The sequence below is a fragment of the Niastella soli genome (assembly GCF_017742245.1).
Lineage (GTDB): Bacteria > Bacteroidota > Bacteroidia > Chitinophagales > Chitinophagaceae > Niastella > Niastella soli.
The window spans coordinates 239,937-257,535 of record NZ_JAGHKO010000001.1 but is presented as its reverse complement, the minus strand read 5'-3'; the positions used below and the strand labels follow the sequence as shown (position 1 = coordinate 257,535).

Annotated in this window: 9 protein-coding genes; 7 read left to right on the top strand and 2 right to left on the bottom strand. The window is 45.2% G+C overall.

Annotation, left to right across the window (positions count from 1 at the left end; translation table 11 throughout):
• Positions 1-396: 396 nt before the first annotated feature.
• Entirely contained in the window at positions 397-1,080 is a 684-nt protein-coding gene (rpiA, locus tag J7I42_RS00905; RefSeq protein ID WP_209136886.1) for a ribose-5-phosphate isomerase RpiA, read from the bottom strand.
• Positions 1,081-1,239: 159 nt separating this feature from the next.
• Entirely contained in the window at positions 1,240-2,280 is a 1,041-nt protein-coding gene (locus J7I42_RS00900) for a LacI family DNA-binding transcriptional regulator (protein WP_209136885.1), read from the bottom strand.
• A gap of 586 nt (positions 2,281-2,866) precedes the next feature.
• Here J7I42_RS00900 and J7I42_RS00895 point away from each other — a divergent pair.
• The 7 genes from J7I42_RS00895 to J7I42_RS00865 all read left to right on the top strand — a co-directional run bounded on the left by J7I42_RS00895 (position 2,867) and on the right by J7I42_RS00865 (position 17,519).
• Entirely contained in the window at positions 2,867-6,082 is a 3,216-nt protein-coding gene (locus tag J7I42_RS00895; RefSeq protein WP_209136884.1) for a SusC/RagA family TonB-linked outer membrane protein, read from the top strand.
• A gap of 20 nt (positions 6,083-6,102) precedes the next feature.
• The gene (locus tag J7I42_RS00890) at positions 6,103-7,935 is read left to right on the top strand and encodes a RagB/SusD family nutrient uptake outer membrane protein (protein WP_209136883.1); all 1,833 of its coding nucleotides are present in this window, start codon (positions 6,103-6,105) and stop codon (positions 7,933-7,935) included.
• Positions 7,936-8,434: 499 nt separating this feature from the next.
• Positions 8,435-11,656 carry a SusC/RagA family TonB-linked outer membrane protein gene (locus tag J7I42_RS00885; RefSeq protein ID WP_209136882.1) on the top strand — a complete coding sequence of 1,074 codons (3,222 nt, stop codon included), beginning with the start codon at positions 8,435-8,437 and terminating at the stop codon, positions 11,654-11,656.
• Between the two features lie 53 nt (positions 11,657-11,709).
• The gene (locus J7I42_RS00880; RefSeq protein WP_209136881.1) at positions 11,710-13,542 is read left to right on the top strand and encodes a RagB/SusD family nutrient uptake outer membrane protein; all 1,833 of its coding nucleotides are present in this window, start codon (positions 11,710-11,712) and stop codon (positions 13,540-13,542) included.
• Between the two features lie 33 nt (positions 13,543-13,575).
• Positions 13,576-15,240 carry a DUF4957 domain-containing protein gene (locus J7I42_RS00875; RefSeq protein WP_209136880.1) on the top strand — a complete coding sequence of 555 codons (1,665 nt, stop codon included), beginning with the start codon at positions 13,576-13,578 and terminating at the stop codon, positions 15,238-15,240.
• Positions 15,241-15,298: 58 nt separating this feature from the next.
• Entirely contained in the window at positions 15,299-16,684 is a 1,386-nt protein-coding gene (locus J7I42_RS00870; protein ID WP_209136879.1) for a pectate lyase family protein, read from the top strand.
• Positions 16,685-16,784: 100 nt separating this feature from the next.
• The gene (locus tag J7I42_RS00865; protein WP_209136878.1) at positions 16,785-17,519 is read left to right on the top strand and encodes a rhamnogalacturonan acetylesterase; all 735 of its coding nucleotides are present in this window, start codon (positions 16,785-16,787) and stop codon (positions 17,517-17,519) included.
• The last annotated feature ends 80 nt before the right edge of the window (positions 17,520-17,599 follow it).

Sequence of the window (17,599 nt, the reverse complement as noted above, 5' to 3'; positions counted from 1 at the left end):
GGTCTACCGTAGGCAAATCAAGGAGGATCCGAGGAGGCAATGAGGAGAAAATACAAACCATCACTCATTTTCGACCATTCGTCACACCTTTTTCCTCGAACCGTCACAACTAAAATGAACTTTCCGGGGAGAAATTACCATTCGTCACACCGTTCTCCTCGAAACGTCACAGCGGTTTCCGAAGCCCGTCACATGATGGAGTTATCGCATGAAAGTAAGGGGTACCTTTGTATTCGTACAAACGGCAGACAGACGGCAAACGGCAAACGGTCTCGGCTCAGCCGAGAGCAGACGGCAGACAGACGGCAAACGGCAGATGGCAGACGACAGACGACAGACGGCAGAAGGCAGACGGCAGAAGGCAGACGGCAGACAGTCGCGAGTCAGAACTTAGAACTACTTATGCATAGTCTCCGTTCTTCCATCAGGAAACCCGATAAGCGCCAGGTCTGCCATATTTACGAACAGGCCATTGTCAACAACACCGGGAATACCGTTGAGTTCATAAGTTAAAATGTCGGGGTTTTCTATTTTGCGAAAGTGGCAGTCGAGGATATAATGTCCGTGGTCAGAAACAAATGGTTGATCGTTCAGCATGCGCAAAACGGCTTCAACCTGATAGGTTTCGCGGATCTCGCGTTGCACCTGTTTCCAGCCAAAGGGGATCACCTCTAAGGGTAGTGGAAATTCACCCAGGTGTTGTACCAGTTTGGAATGATCGGCGAGGATAAGCAGTTCGCGGGAGGCCGCAGCCACCATTTTCTCCTGCAACAAAGCGCCGCCACCCCCTTTTATCATTTGCAGGTTAGGGTCAATTTCATCGGCCCCATCTATGGTAAGATCTATCAGATTTACATCATTCAATTCAGCCAGGGGAATGTTTTGCTGGGCAGCCAGTGCCGCGGTTTTTTTTGAGGTGGGAATAGCCTGGAACAACAGCCCTTTTTTAACGCGTTTACCCAGCTCCATAATTAGCCAGTAAACGGTAGAGCCTGAACCAATACCAACTATCATATTATTTTGAACCAGTTGGGCAGCTTGTATCGCAACTAACTGCTTGATCTCATCCTGCGTAAGCATAAAGTGAAGGTAATTTTAAAAATCGTTTTCTGAACACTGATTAAAAAAATGTTCCAGCCTCTTTGGGGAAGCTAAAAAAAGAAAAGACTATAGCAAGATGGTGCCGAATGATCTTAGATCTTACGGACTGTTAGCGTGCAGCTTGTAGCCGGGGCTGTTTTAAGGCTGTGGCGGATGCTCAGACGATTCCCTGGTGAACAGTTCTGTATCCAGTATCCTGGTCTCAAATTCGGTCACCGGGCGTTTGCTTTCAATGATGGAGATTAGCAACTCGGTGGCAGCCTGTCCCATATCAAAAGCCGGTTGCCGTACTGCCGAAAGCGGCGGATTGAACAGCTCGGCAATATTGGTATTGGTAAAACCGATCACGGAAATATCATCTGGTATTTTCTTGCCAACGGCCTTCAGGGCTGTAAGGCAGGAGGTAGTAATGCGATCGCTGGCCGTCAAAATAGCGTCCGGTTTTTGGCGGGCATTGAACATTTTCTGGATCTCATCCTGAATTTCCTCATAGATCATACCACCGTGCAGGGTGTAATGGACCAGCTTTTCATCAAACGGCAGGTTGTTCTTTTTAAGGGCTTCCTGGTACCCCTGCAGTCTTTCCTTGGTAATGCTCAGATTAGGGGAGTTCGTAATATGCGCAATACGGGTAAATCCTTTATTGATCAGGTGCTGGGTAGCATCAAAAGCCCCCTTTACATTATTGGCGGTAACCTTATGCGTGTTTATTTCGTCGGTGATCCGGTCGAAGAAAACCACCGGTAACCCTTTGTCGTGCAGCTGTTTGAGGTGTGAAAGATCAATCGTTTCGTTCGAGAGGGATACCAGCAGCCCATCCACCGACCGGGAGGCCAGGTGTTGAATGGTTACCTTTTCCCGTTCGTACGATTCATGGCTCTGGGAAATAATAACATGGTATCCCCGGTTGTAGGCAATGGATTCAATACCATTGATCGCCTGCGAGAAAAACGTATTAGCAATCTCGCTGACCACCACACCGATCGACCGGCTTTTGCGCTCTTTCAGGCTCAAAGCGATCGGGTTCGGCCGGTAATTGATCTTCTCGGCGTACTCGAGTACCAGTTTTTTTGTCTCCGGACTAATTTCATAACTACCACGCAATGCACGCGAAACGGTAGAAGTTGAAAGTCCCAACGCCCTGGCAATATCTTTTATGGTTACGGTTTCAAATTTCACGTTGTGGCAAAATACCGAAAAAAATAATCTTTTTTTTAGTAGGCTGCTACTATTTTGAAATCGTTGTCGGGAACGATTGCATAGAAAAAGACTTTTGGAAAACGATTTATTTAAAAATATCTCGTTAGAATTGAATTAGAATATTCGCAGTGCACCTTTTTTTACTTATACGTGTTGATCACTGGTATTGATATTTGCTTCCCGTTGCCGGTAGTTCCTGAGTAACTATCTGCAAATTTCACTGAACCCCCTGACTGGAAGATAGGACCCGAAGCAGCGGACCTGTGCTGGTTACGGTACTTACCTGGAGAGTTTCATTTCGCAGACAGACATTGCCATTAGTGGCCAGGCTATATGCTGCAGTTACGAACTGCACGCAGGTGATATTGCTTTGTCATAACACCAGGCCAGGCGCCCGCATTAAATCTAAAACACATAATAAGGATCCCGACACCCGGTTTCCAGCAACTGTATTGCCTTTCCGGCCCGATATATCCCGCCTGAATGAATTCATTCGGGCAGGCGGGCGGACCTAACGCGCCAAGCTTGCCCCATAGAGCTGTTTTCAACCTAAATGAGTCGCCATATGAACAAATTAAAACCACTACTAGTACTGTTATTACTCTTTCCGTTTATTCTTTTAGCACAAACAGGGACCATTACCGGGACCGTCACCGATGAACGGGGCGCGCCGGTAGCTAACGTAACCATCCAGGTGAAAGGAGGCCGCACCGTTCAAACCGATCTCAAGGGCCGGTTTTCCATACCGGTAACGGGTTCTGGAAATGCGAGCCTTACCCTGTCGAGTGTGGGATTCAAACCCATAACCATAAACGCAGATGACAAAAAAGAGCTGACTATCCAATTGGAACATGATGCCACCACTTTGCAGGAAGTAGTGATCGGTTATCAAACCGTTCCGCGAAGCAAAGTAATCGGTTCTGTTTCCTCCCTGGCCGGCAAACAAATAAAGGATGTACCCCTGTCGTCCGCAGCAGAAGCCCTGCAGGGCCGCCTGGCTGGTGTACAGGTTACCGCTTCTGAAGGGGCGCCCGGTTCAGACATCATTGTACGCGTACGCGGCGGTGGTTCTATTACACAGGACAATTCGCCGCTTTACATCGTTGATGGCGTTGTGGTGGAGAATGCGTTGAGTGTGATCTCTCCGCAGGACATAGCCTCTATCGATGTATTAAAAGACGCCTCCACCACTGCCATCTATGGCGCCCGCGCAGCCAATGGGGTGGTGATCATTACCACCAAAGGCGGCCGCCCCGGTAAAACACAAATTTCTTACAGCGGTTCCTTTGGCTGGCGCGAACTGCCAAAAACAATGGATGTGATGGACCCGTACAATTATGTACTGTGGCAGTATGAAAGAAGCCGGGGTAACAAAGATGATAGTACCAGCTTTGTCAGGACCTACGGCAGCACCTGGGATACCCTTAGCGTTTATAAAGACATGCCCGCCGTTAACTGGCAGAACGAAGTGTTTGGCCGCAACGCAAAATACAGCAATCAAAATGTTTCTGTGAATGGCGGAAGTGATAACACCACTTATAATTTAAGTCTTACCGGTAATAAGGAGGATGGTATTCAGCTGGAATCGGGTTTTGACCGTTATCTGGTTAATCTCAAACTGGAGCATAAAGCCTCTGAAAAATTAAAAATAGGTTTCAATGCCCGCTATCTCGATCAAACCATCCGGGGCGCCGGTACTACCAACAGCGGTACCCGGGCTACCAATCGCTTGCGGCATACCATCAATTACCGGCCGTTCCTTTTCCCTTCTGTTTCCGGTGGTGCTGTCCCTGATATCGATGACTTTGACGAAGCGTATTACCTCGCTTCCAGCGGAGCCACCAACTCTGTGCTGCTTACCCAGGCAGAATACCGGCGTCAATATACAAAAGCCACGTACCTGAGCGGTTTTTTCAATTATATCATTGTAAAGAACCTGAGTTTCCGTTCCACCTTTGGGTTTGATAATGCCATTGTGGAAACAGATCAGTTCTATAGCAAGATCACGTCCACGGCCCGCAACTTTGCTTCCCTGCCCACTGCCTCCATAGGGGAGCAGTATAACAATACCCTCAGTAATTCCAATACGCTGCAATATGCTGTCAATGATTATAAAGGTCATCACGACATCAGCATATTGGCTGGGCAGGAGATCATTGATCAACGGGTGCGCAACAGTACATTTGAAACCCGCTATTTCCCTTCAGACATTACAGCAGAAAAAGCATTGGAAAATATGGGCGCAGGCGCCGCGCCACCGGGCTCTTCGCAACCATTGCCCACTACCTTTAAACAACCACCCAGCCGGATCTCTTCCTTTTTTGGCCGGGCAAGTTATTCATACGACGATAAATACTCAGCTTCCTTTAGCCTGCGGGCCGACCGGTCTTCAAAATTCAGTTCAGATAATGGCACGCTGATCTTCCCTTCAGGGTCGGTATCGTGGCGGTTTAGTCAGGAAGGGTTTATGAAAGATCTCTCCTGGTTGAATGATGCTAAATTGCGTTTCGGGTATGGATCAGTGGGGAACAACCGCATCGATAACCTGTTGTACCTGCAGCTGTATGGGGTAACCGGTCAGTACGCGTTCAACCATATTATACAACCCGGTGTGGCGCCTACTGCTTTGCGAAATCCTGATCTAAGATGGGAGCGTAATACCACCATGAACCTGGGATTGGATTGGTCCATGCTCAACAATCGCCTGACGTTTACGGTAGATGTATATAAGAACACTGCTAAAGACCTGTTGCTTGCGGTGAACATACCACCCACTTTGGGCTATACCACCCAACTACAAAACCTGGGTGCTACCAGTAACCGCGGGGTGGAATTTCAGGTAAATGCCATTCCCATTTCTAAAAAAGATTTTACCTGGAATACCAACTTCAATATTTCATTCAATAGAAATAAAGTGGAGAACCTGGGCGGTGTAAACCAGATGACCCGCAATTCAGGCTGGCAGGGGAGTGATGGCGTAGATGATTACGTGGTAAAAGTGGGTGAGCCTGCGGGTTTAATGTATGGCTTTGTAACGGATGGCTTTTTTAAAGTAGATGATTTTGATTTCGATGGGGCCACACAAACCTATAAATTAAAAGCAGGTATTGCCAATAATGGCGTATACGGAACAGCACAACCGGGCATGTTGAAATGGAAAGATATCAGCGGGCCTAATGGGACGCCTGATGGACAGGTCACTGCCGATTACGACCGCGTTGTGGTGGGTAATGCCAATCCCAAATTCACCGGTGGCTGGAATAACCAATTCACTTATAAGAGTTTTGATCTGAGTGTGTTTCTCAATTTTGTGTATGGCAATGATATTTACAATGCCAACAAAATTGAGTGGACGGATGGCGCTTTCCCCAACCTGAATACATTGAATAGTATGAAGGACCGGTTTACCTGGATCAATGACGCAGGCAAACGCGTAACTGATCCAAAAGAGCTGGCGGCGATGAATGAGAACGCCAAAATATGGACGCCTGTTCGCGTACAACGCTGGTGGCTGCACTCCTGGGCTGTGGAAGATGGCACCTACCTGCGGTTCAACAATATAACAGTGGGCTACTCTCTGCCAAAGAATGTGATCAATAAAATAAAACTCACCAACTTCCGTGTATTTGCAACCGTGAACAACCTGGCTACACTTACCAGCTACTCGGGGTATGATCCTGATGTAACGGCACGGCGTAGCGACCCGTTAACACCCGGGGTTGACTTTGCCGCCTATCCCCGTTCACGTACCTGGGTCTTTGGTTTAAATGCAACATTCTAAAAAACAAAAACGATTGACGTATGAAAATTCAGAAGAAGCATACACGATTGTATCAATTAATGGCCGTTGTTGCCATTGTGAGTATAATAGCGCTTACCAATAGTTGTAAAAAATATACCGAGGTGGAACCCGAATCAGGTTACACCATTCCCGAAGTATTTACTGATGTGCCCAATGCTACCATGGCAGTTATTGGGGCATATGATGAACTGCAGGGCGACAATGGATATGGCATTCGCATCAGCATGTATTATCCTTACGATTCCGATGAAGGCATTGTGAGTGGCGGGATCGACAATGGCCGCAGGGGTATTGGCCGATACCAGTTATTGCTTACAAATACTGAGATCTCCAATCCATTCAGGCAATTATACCGTGGGGTGGAAAAAGCCAATCTGTGCATCGAACAAATACCACAAATGAAACAGTACAATGATGGTACCGATGCCGAGAAAAAAGAATTGCGCCGCCTGTATGGCGAATCACTCACCTTGCGGGCACAGTTCCTGTTTGAACTGATCCGTAACTGGGGTGATGTACCGGCGCCGATGGTGCCTTCGTATCAGCAAACAGATCTGTTCCTTCAAAGAAATGATCGCGATTCCACGTATGATAAAATACTCGATGATCTGGGGGCCGCTATTGATCTGTTACCCTGGCGCACAGAGGTTGCTACCCGCAACGAACGCATTACCAAAGGTGCTGCCAAGGCCCTCCGTGCAAGGATCGCGTTGTTCAGAGGCGGGTATGCCCTCCGCAGCAATGGCAAAATTGAACGCCGCGCCGATTACCTCAAATATTATGCAATCACTAAAAAGGAATGCGAGGACCTAATGGCACGACGTGATCAGCATACGCTGAACCCGAGTTTTGAAAGCATCTGGCGGAACGTTACATCATTTACATATGATCCTCAGGGTGAGATCCTGTTTGAAATAGGTGCAGGTGGCGGTAATGGTAACAGCGATAGCCGGATGGGTAATTATGATGGTCCCGTTCTTAACAACGCTTCGCGCTATGGCGCCGGCGGCGGTGGTATCACTATGTTACCCCATTACTTTTATGCATTCGATTCGGTTGATACCCGCCGCGATGTTACCATTACCTGGTATGGCGTAGCCGATTCAAAGAACATAAAAGCTATGCGGCATTTAAATGAATTGAATACCGGTAAATATCGCCGCGACTGGCGCGTTCCTTTATTGCCAGGTACGGTGTTGAATGTTGGGTACAATTGGGCGGTGATCCGGTTTTCTGATGTGTTGCTGATGTATGCTGAAGCCGACAACGAGCTTAATGGCGCGCCCTCGGCAACAGCTATTAAAGCATTTGAAGAAGTGCGGAAGAGAGCTTATAAAGGCAACGAAAGTTCCATTGGTACCACCCCCACCGATAAGACTGCTTTCTTTAATGCAGTAGCCAATGAACGGTGGCTTGAGTTTGGACATGAAGGCATTCGGAAATATGATCTGTTACGCTGGGGGCAACTGGCCACCAGCCTTGAAGACGCAAGAAAGAAAGTCGACCAGGTGCTAAAGGGAACTGGTGCGTATGCCAATGTGCCGGATACCATTTTCTATAAGAACAATGGCGAAGAAATACAGTTCTATGGAGGTTCTAACCCGGCTACCAATGCACAGCCTTTCTGGCGGCCCAAACAGGTTCCCCCATCACGCACTGGTTGGACGGCCTACCCATGGCGCGCTTATCTTTCCACCACTCTTATAGACGGGAAACCGCTGAGTGGCGGTATTGGATATTTATTTGTTAGCGGTAAAAGTGAATTGTACCCCTTCGATCAGGCAACTATGGATGCTTATCAGGGACGGTTGACACAGAATCCGAATTATTGATTGTAAGCTTTTTTTATGCTTGGGTCTGGCTATTATAGTCAGACCCTTTTCTTTTGGATGACAGTCAAAGAAAATGAAAGCATTGGATGATGTATCAGTAATACTTGTTCGTCCATAAAAATTAAGAATTCATACATTCCAGTGATCAGTTTGTCAATAGAAGGTATGTTTTTGAGCATACTTCTTTGCAATTAAGGCGTAAAGTGATATATTTATTATAACATAATGCATAGTACGTATTGCTACCTGTTTCCACTTGCAACAGCAAACGCAATTTTCACAACTTCTTCAATCGCTGAACATTACTACTGATTTTTTTCTGACTTCGTTACCGGGAACGATTGCATAGAAAAATGCATGAGTAAACTGTTTTATTAAAGAATATCTCACTAGAATTGACGTTGGAATTAAGTTTAAGACGATTGTCACAAAACCTATACAGGTATAATAAGCCTAAAAGAGTACCTGTATAAAAGAGAACCCCAAAACGAACCGCCATATGCGCACAAGAATTACGTTTGTAGTCCTTTCCCTCATTTTGCCCATTTTCCTATTTGCACAAACAAGACAGATCAAAGGAGCAGTTACAGATGACAAAGGTTCACCTGTTTCCGGTGTAAGTGTGATTGTAAAAGGCTCACACAATGGCACCACAACAGATGCAGCTGGTAAATTTAATTTTACCATTCCTGGCGAATCAGGAAAGGTGACGCTGGTAATCAGTTATCTGGGTTTTAAACAGCTGGAGACCACTGCCGACGGCATCAATCCCATTACCGTTTCCATGCAGAAAGAAGACAACAGTCTGGAAGATGTTGTAGTGATCGGTTATGGAACAGCCAAGAAAAAAGACCTGACAGGCTCAGTGGCTTCCGTAGGTACAAAAGATCTGAAAGATGTGCCCGTAAACAGTGTGGCCGAAGCATTGGCTGGCCGTCTCGCTGGTGTACAGGTAACCACTACAGAAGGCCGTCCCGGCGCCGACATCCTGGTGCGCGTACGTGGCGGTGGTTCCATTTCACAGGACAACTCACCCCTGTATATTGTGGATGGTATTCCTGTAGATAATGCATTATCTCTTATTTCACCACAGGAAATTGAAAGCATCAACGTGTTGAAAGATGCGGCTTCAACGGCTGTGTATGGTGCGCGTGGTGCAAACGGGGTAGTGGTGATCACCACCAAAGGGGGTAAGGATATGAAAACCCGGGTAGGGTATGATGGGTATGCGGGGGTACGCAAGATCACGAACACGTTGGATGTTATGAATCCGTATGATTTTGTAATGTATCAGTACCAACGCTACAATGGCAGCGCTGATGAACGCACTGCTTTTGAAAAGACCTATGGCCGCTGGCAAGACCTTGACATATATAAGAACATGCCTAACAGAGACTGGCAGCATGAAGTGTTTGGTCGTAGTGCATTGAATAAGACCCATGCAGTATCTGTTACCGGCGGTTCAAAAGCAAGTACATTCAACTTAAACTTAAGTAATACAAAGGAAGATGGGATCATGCTGGAGTCGGGTTTTAAAAGAACATTGGCTTCTTTTAAATTCGATCACCGGGCTTCTGATAAATTTCGCGTTGGTTTTAATGCCCGGTACAGCCGGCAACGTGTTGATGGGGTAGGTACTTCAAGTACCGGATCGCAAGGTACCAACCGGTTACGTAATTCAGTAAGATATAAACCATTTGAAGTGCCCGGACAAGAAGGCAATAATACGGTGGATGAATTTGATGAGGCTTACGCCAAATTGACTAACCTCACCAACCCGGTAATGCTGGCGCATAACGAATTGAAATATGATTACCGGAACGATATCATTTTTAACGGCTATGCCAGTTACGATATCCTTCCCAATCTTACCGTAAAATCAGTATTGGGTATAACTGCCAACAATGCGAGAACCAATATTTACAATGGTCAGGTAACCAGTGTGGCACGTCAAAATGCCAATATGCCGGTGGTAAATATAAATACCGGTGAGAATTTTACACTTACCAATTCCAACACCATTACCTACAAACAAAATTTTGGCGATCATAAATTAGAGGTTTTAGGAGGTGAGGAAATGTACCAATCCAAATCAACTACTTTTAATAGTACGGTAAAATGGATCCCCGTTGATCTTACCGTTGATCAGGCTTTTGCCGGTATTCAAAAGGCAGCGCCATCAACAAATCAAATACAGGACCCGCCTACTACCTCACAATATGAAAACAAACTGATCTCTTTCTTTGGACGTGCTAACTATTCATACAAAGAAAAATTCCTTTTTACAGGAACATTACGGTACGATGGTTCAAACAAATTCCTGTATAAAAATGCGTTTGGCGCATTTCCTGCTTTTGCTGCGGCCTGGCGTATTTCGCAGGAACCGTTTATGGAAGACTTTTCTTTTATCTCTGATCTGAAGTTAAGGGCCAGTATGGGTACATCAGGTAATAATCGTATCGATAATGACCTTTTCAGAACAACATTCGGTACCAATACCAGCAGCTATGCCTTTGAAGAAGCAGTAACACCAGGTCTTGCACCACCAGCCCTGGCTAACCCTGAATTGAAATGGGAAACTACTGTTTCACGTAACCTCGGTCTTGATTTCACCATCCTGCGCAACCGCATCAATGGTTCTATTGATTATTATTATAACAGCACGCGCGACCTGTTGCTGAGTGTGAAAGTGCCTCCTACCAGCGGTTATACCGACCAGATCCAGAACGTAGGTAAAACCCTGAATACAGGGATAGAATTACAGTTAAGTGCCGTTGTATTAAATAAAAAGGATTTTACCTGGAATGCGAATTTTAATATAGCGCACAATAGAAATGAAATCGTAAGCCTGGGTAAAGACCCATTTGGGAACCCGCTTCAATCCTATAAAGTTCAATCTGGCTGGGTTAACGCCATGGAAGATTTCCTGGTTGAAGTTGGTAAGCCGGTTGGGCAGTATTATGGTTACGTAACAGATGGCTTTTATACGGTAGATGATTTTGATTATAATCCTTCTACAAAAGCGTATACGTTGAAAGCTGATGTGCCCAATAGCGGTGAAGCGGCGCTCGGCAACAAGGCCCCTCAACCTGGTGATCTGAAGTTGAAAAAACTGACAGATTCAAAGGATATGAAGATCACAACCGACGACAGGACCGTGTTGGGCAATGCTCAACCAAAATTCACCGGCGGTTTAAATCAGCAGTTCACCTATAAGAATTTCGACCTCAGCGTGTTTGTTAACTGGTCGGTGGGTAACAAAGAATACAATGCCAACAAACTGGAGTTCACTACTACGTATCAATATAAAGACAACAACATGCTGGCCATTATGAACGACCGGTACAAGTTGTTTGATGAGAATGGCCAAAAAGTAACTGATCCTACTACCTTAAGTGAAATGAACGTGAATGCCAAATACTGGACGCCTTCAACAGGTAACTACTTCCTGCATTCATTTGCCATTGAAGATGGGTCGTTCCTGCGCATTCAGAATATAACCCTTGGCTATTCCTTGCCACAAAGCCTTTTAAAGAGAACTAAAGTGTTTTCCAGATTCAGGATCTATGCAACGGTGAACAACCTGTACACCTTTACAAAATATACAGGTTTCGATCCTGAAGCAAACACCCGTCGCAGCAATCCGCTTACCCCTGGTATTGATTATGCGGCCTATCCCCGTAGCCGGTTTTTCCTGGGCGGTGTAAATGTTAGTTTTTAATAGGTAAATGTTTGTAGAGAAGTAAAAGAAAGGAACGCATTAAAAATTGTCAGATGAAAAAGAATACTTTAAATATATTATTTGCTGTAACCCTCGTTGGTTTATTTACAGCATCCTGCAAAAAATATTTGACCACCGATTCGCCTTCTGTCTTAACACAGGAATCTATTTTCAGCAGTGTATCAAATATGAACTCGGCTGTGATCGGTATTTATGCCATGCTGATCGGTGATAACAGCTATGGGAGCCGTGTTGCCACCTTATTCCCACAGTCGGCGGATGATATGAGAACCTCCGGTGATTTTAGCGCTACCGATCGTCGTGGTATCAGTTGTTATGGCGCCAGTCCCGATAATACCGATCTGAAAGAACCCTTCAATCAGTTATTCAAAGGCATTGAGCGGGCGAATATCTGTATCAAGTATATTCCTAAATCAGATCTATATATTAATGGGACCGATGCGCAAAAAGCCACTTTGCAAAAATTATATGGCGAGGCATTAACACTCCGGGCGCAGTTCTTTTATGAAGTTATCCGCAATTGGGGCGACATGCCGGCACAGTTTGAACCATCAGCTGATGTTACCAATTTGTACATGCCCAGAGTTAGTACAGATGTCCTGTACGATCAATTGCTTGATGACCTGAAAATTGCAGGCGATCTGGTACCCTGGCGTACTCAGTCTCCTGATCAAAATATTCGGATCACCAAAGGTGCTGTTAAAGGCCTGCGGGCAAGAATTGCGCTCGCGCGTGGCGGCTATTCTTTGCGCAACGATACACACCTGAATGAACGTCGGGCTGATTATAAGAAATACTACCAGATCGCTTATGATGAATGCAAAGAGGTCATCGCACATCCCGAACAACATTCGTTAAACCCGGTATATGAGAATATCTTTAAAACCCTGCATACGGCTAAACGGTTCGATGATGCACATGAGTTGATGTTTGAAGTAGGCGCTTTTGGCAGTAATGCCTCTACGGATAGTAAACTGGGTTATTATAACGGGCTTCGTCATAATGGCAATTCAAAATTTGGCCAAGGTGGTGGTGGTATCAATATTCTGCCTACCTATTTTTATGAATTCGATTCTATTGCCGACTGTCGTCGCGATGTAACTATTAATATGTTTGAAATTGATGCCGATAGCAAAAAGGTAATGAATACAGCAACTACCATGACCGATGGTAAGTTCAGGAGGTCATGGACCAGCATTGTCGATGCTTCGCAAAACCTGGCCATTAACTGGCCGATCCTGCGCTTTGCAGATGTATTATTAATGTATGCGGAAGCTGATAATGAATTAAATAACGGTCCTTCGGCTGATGCAATTACGGCTTATGAAAAAGTAAGAAAACGCGCCTATGTAGGGTATGAAAGCCAGATAGGAACAACGCCCACCGATAAAGATGGCTTTTTTACTGCTATTGTAAAGGAAAGATTACTGGAATTTGGGGGAGAAGGCATTCGTAAATATGACCTCATTCGCTGGAACATGTTGGGGAGCAAAATTACCGAAACCCGCCAGAAACTGCGTGACTTTAAAGACGGGGTAGGCCGCTATGCCAACCTGCCTTTATATGTTTACTCCAAAGCGGCTCCTTATAACGTGGCAGCTTCAACAGAAGAATTAAAGACCCTTGATCTTATTAACAATGAGTCTGTTTACAAGGCGTTGTTTACCCCAGGTTTGGGCGTTACACCAACCCCTGATAAAGCCTATGTATTAAAAAACTGGCGGGCTGCAGTGAATGAAGATTATTTGACCGGCGATGTGAAAGGATATGCGATAAAGTTTAAACCTAACGAGAGAGAGTTGTTCCCTATTCCTACCCATGCGGTAAATTCTAATTACAACATGGTTCAAAACAACGGATATTAACAGTGCCCAAACCGTAATGAAAAAACTTCCATTATGAAAATCAGAACACGTAATATACTCTATATACTTTTGCCGGTGGTTTCATTGACCCTGGTAAATACCTCCTGTAAAAAAGATAATAACCCTACAGAGCAGATGCGGATGTTTATGCCGCCGGGCGAGATAAAGGCAACCAGCGCTGAAACGTCTGTAACGCTTACCTGGAGTGCTGCTTTATACCAGCAATCAACGGATAAATCGATCACCTACACCGTACAGGTATCGAAAGACTCTTTATTTAATACAGTAGAACGTACCTATCTTACGGATACTACAGGTGTTATTATTACCCAGGACAGTATCCCGGTACGGAAAAAGTACTATGCCCGTATTAAAACAAATGGCAATGAGATTTCTCCTGAATCAAAATGGCTTACCAGCAGCTCGTTTAAAATAACCGGTGAACAGATCTTTAATGCTTTGCGCGATGCTGAAGTGAAAGAGACCAGCCTTACGCTCCGCTGGATTGTGACCCAAGGGCTAACCAAATTGGTTTTCACACCCGCTAGCGGAACCCCCATGGAAGTAGCAATAAGTGCAGCTGATATCAGTTCAGGGGTGAAAGTGGTAAACGGATTAAAAGGTGGCACGGCCTATGAAGTGGAAATTTTTCAGGGTACAAAAAGTAAAGGGTATTTAGCATTTACTACTACCGCTGCTACGGCCTATACAGTAGTTATAACACCTGCTGATAACCTGGTTACAGTTATTGATACCTGTTCAAATAATGCAGTGATTGGGTTGCAACCGGGCGTGTATAGTGCCGGCTCTAATAATTTTGTGGTAAAACAAAAGACCATCACCATCAAGTCGGTTTCAGGAAACACCTTTGATACGAAAGTTAACTGGAAAGAATTTACCCTGAAAGGGGCCGGCGCAGGAATAAAATTACAGGATATTGAATTCGATGGCCTGGCTTCCGGCGGACAGTACTTCTTAAACTTAACGGGTCTGAATTCAGATGCAGAAGCAGCGACGTTTACCAATATTGAAGTGACCAACTGTGTGATCCATAACATGGCTAATTGTTTATTAAGGGGCAACCGCGGCACTGGTGCTGCCGGGGATCATAAAATAGGCAATATCAAATTCAGGGGTTGCCTGGTATATGACAACCTGCTGGTTAGTGCATATACCTTGTTTACATTGGATAAACTGCAGTTTGCTTTATTGGATCTCTCGAATAGTACCTTCTATAATTATGGCCGGGACTTTATTGCTGCGCCGACAGCAGTTACGACTGGACCGATACCGCAAATTAATATTGATGGTTGTACTATTAATTACGGCGGGACCTCTGCAAAATATGTGTTGCTTGATGCAAATACCAATCCGGTTAATTTTACCACGCAAAATTCAATCATTGCCAATACCCCCAAAGCCGGCGGCACTGTAGCGACTACTCTTTTCCGCGGAACGGGAACCGGTACTACAATGAGTTTCTCTTATAATAATACATTTGGTTTGTTTACAGGTGCTGCAACTCCAACACCAGTAACATTACCAACAAGCTATGCATACCTGACAGCTACAACTAACCGTACCATTGATCTGGGCTGGACGGGTGCTACAACTGATTTTAAGTTACCTGCCGGGTCAGAACTGAGAACAGGTGGTAAAACTGGTGGTGTTATAGGCGACCCAAGATGGGCTTATTAACAATTGAAAAGGAATTGATCTGGTGATTTTATCACAGATTTGTAGGAACTATTTGCGTATGATAAGAAGAAATGTAATCGGAACAGTTTTTTGCTGCGTGTCCTTATTTTTTTCAGCAAAAGCACAAACTATTGCTTTCCCCGGTGCAGAAGGATTTGGCCAGTATACCACTGGCGGTCGGGGCGGTAAAGTGTTTGTTGTGACCAATCTCGATGACAGCGGTCCTGGTAGTTTAAGAAATGCAGTGGAAGCAAAAGAACCGCGGGTAGTTGTGTTCGCTGTTTCCGGTACTATTCATTTACAATCGAAGCTTGAAATAAAAGGTAACATAACCATTGCCGGGCAATCAGCGCCCGGCGATGGTATTTGCCTGGCTGATTATTCTGTGGGGTTGGCCGGTGATAATATCATTGTTCGCTACATGCGGTTCCGCATGGGCGATAAAAACCAGAAAGGCGGGATGGTAGACGGCAACGGTGGTGATGACGCATTTGGTGCAACCCGGCGCCGGAATATCATCGTTGATCATTGCTCGGTAAGCTGGAGTACCGATGAAGTGTTCTCGGTATACAATGGCGATAGCACCACCTTGCAATGGAACCTCATTGCAGAACCATTGAATTACAGTTATCACTTTGAAACAGGTGATAAAGATTATGAACGCCATGGCTATGGCGGAATTTGGGGTGGTAAACATTTGTCGGGCCACCACAATTTATTTGCCCATTGCAACAGCCGCAATCCGCGGTTCAATGGAACCCGTCAGGGCATTGAAGAGAATGTTGATTTTAGAAATAATGTGATCTACGACTGGGGTGGTAACAGCGCCTATGCCGGTGAAGGCGGTAATTACAATATGGTGAACAATTACTACCGGTATGGACCCAGCACCAATAAGAATGTAATGTACCGGATTGCGAACCCCTGGCGAAATACTAAAATACCTTATGGAAAATATTTTGTGGAGGGGAATTATGTAGATGGATCTGCTGAAGTGACCGGTAATAACTGGAAGGGCGTACAGGTTGGTGAAAAGCAAAATGACGATCCGGCGCTTGCAAAAGCAGACACGCCGTTCGCCATTGTACCGGTAACCACACAAAAGGCTAAAGATGCCTATGAATTAGTGTTGAAAAATGTAGGATGCAGTTTTAAAAGAGATACGCTCGACGAGCGGATCATCAATGAAGTAAAACACCGCGGTGGTCGCTTTGTAGATGTACAGGGTGGTTACCCGCATGGCACGGAATATGAAGCAACGGTAAAAGCATGGCCAACTTTAAAAACGTTGCCGGCGTCAGCCGATAAAGATCAGGATGGCATGCCCGATGCGTGGGAAACAAAACATGCCCTGGATCCCGCTGATGCCAGCGATGCATCGGCTTATAAATTGGATAAACAGTATACTAATATAGAAGTGTATTTGAATGAGTTGATTAAGTAAGGAGTTGATAGAGTTGATTGGGGTGATAGGATTGATAAAGGAAGTAGGAGGTAGTAGGATGGCCGATTCACCCATTGCCTTTCAAATGAAATAAACAACAATGAACAGGATTCTTTTTATAGCACTATTGACATTAGTTGCCTTCGCACTGCCGCCGAAAAAGAAGATCACCGTTTGGTTGATAGGCGATTCAACGATGTCTATAAAAGAAACGAAATATTACCCGGAAACCGGCTGGGGAATGCCCTTTGTTTATTTCTTTGATTCCACGGTAAAAGTAGATAACCGTGCGCAGAACGGCCGCAGTACCAGGACCTTCATGGAAGAAGGCCGTTGGCAGCCAGTAGTAGATGCCCTACAGGAAGGAGATTATGTGTTTGTACAGTTTGGCCACAACGATGAAGTGGAGACCAAGAAAAGCTATACCACCAAAGAGCAATTCAAAGCAAACCTGATTAAATATATAACTGATACCCGCAACAAAAAGGCCAATCCAATATTACTGACCCCCGTTGCCCGCCGTAAGTTCGATGCGGCAGGTCATATCGAAGGCACCCATGATGTGTATGCCCAGATCGTACGCGACGTTGCCAAAGAGAACAATGTACCATTGATCGACCTCGATAAAGAAGGACAGACATTGTACCAGCAATGGGGCGAAGACAAATCCAAATTGTTATTTAATCAGCTGGCCCCTGATGAGCACCCCAACTATCCTAAAGGAAAAGAAGATAATACCCATTTTAATGAACTGGGCGCCCGCATGATAGCCCAGATAGTCCTGAAAAACATCAGAAGTTTAAACCTTGAGCTTGTTGAACGTGTGAAGAAATAATTTACAAGTTAATAGGGTTGATGTAGGTGAAAGAGTTGACAAGTTAACCAGTTGCCAGGTTAACAGGGATACCTATTTAA

Bases quoted from the DNA above. Each gene is read 5' to 3' on its own strand.
- J7I42_RS00885 (WP_209136882.1), top strand. From the start codon at position 8,435: ATGCGCACAAGAATTACGTTTGTAGTCCTTTCCCTCATTTTGCCCATT.
- J7I42_RS00865 (WP_209136878.1), top strand. From the start codon at position 16,785: ATGAACAGGATTCTTTTTATAGCACTATTGACATTAGTTGCCTTCGCA.
- J7I42_RS00890 (WP_209136883.1), top strand. From the start codon at position 6,103: ATGAAAATTCAGAAGAAGCATACACGATTGTATCAATTAATGGCCGTT.
- J7I42_RS00880 (WP_209136881.1), top strand. From the start codon at position 11,710: ATGAAAAAGAATACTTTAAATATATTATTTGCTGTAACCCTCGTTGGT.
- rpiA (WP_209136886.1), bottom strand. From the start codon at position 1,080: ATGCTTACGCAGGATGAGATCAAGCAGTTAGTTGCGATACAAGCTGCC.
- J7I42_RS00870 (WP_209136879.1), top strand. From the start codon at position 15,299: ATGATAAGAAGAAATGTAATCGGAACAGTTTTTTGCTGCGTGTCCTTA.
- J7I42_RS00875 (WP_209136880.1), top strand. From the start codon at position 13,576: ATGAAAATCAGAACACGTAATATACTCTATATACTTTTGCCGGTGGTT.
- J7I42_RS00895 (WP_209136884.1), top strand. From the start codon at position 2,867: ATGAACAAATTAAAACCACTACTAGTACTGTTATTACTCTTTCCGTTT.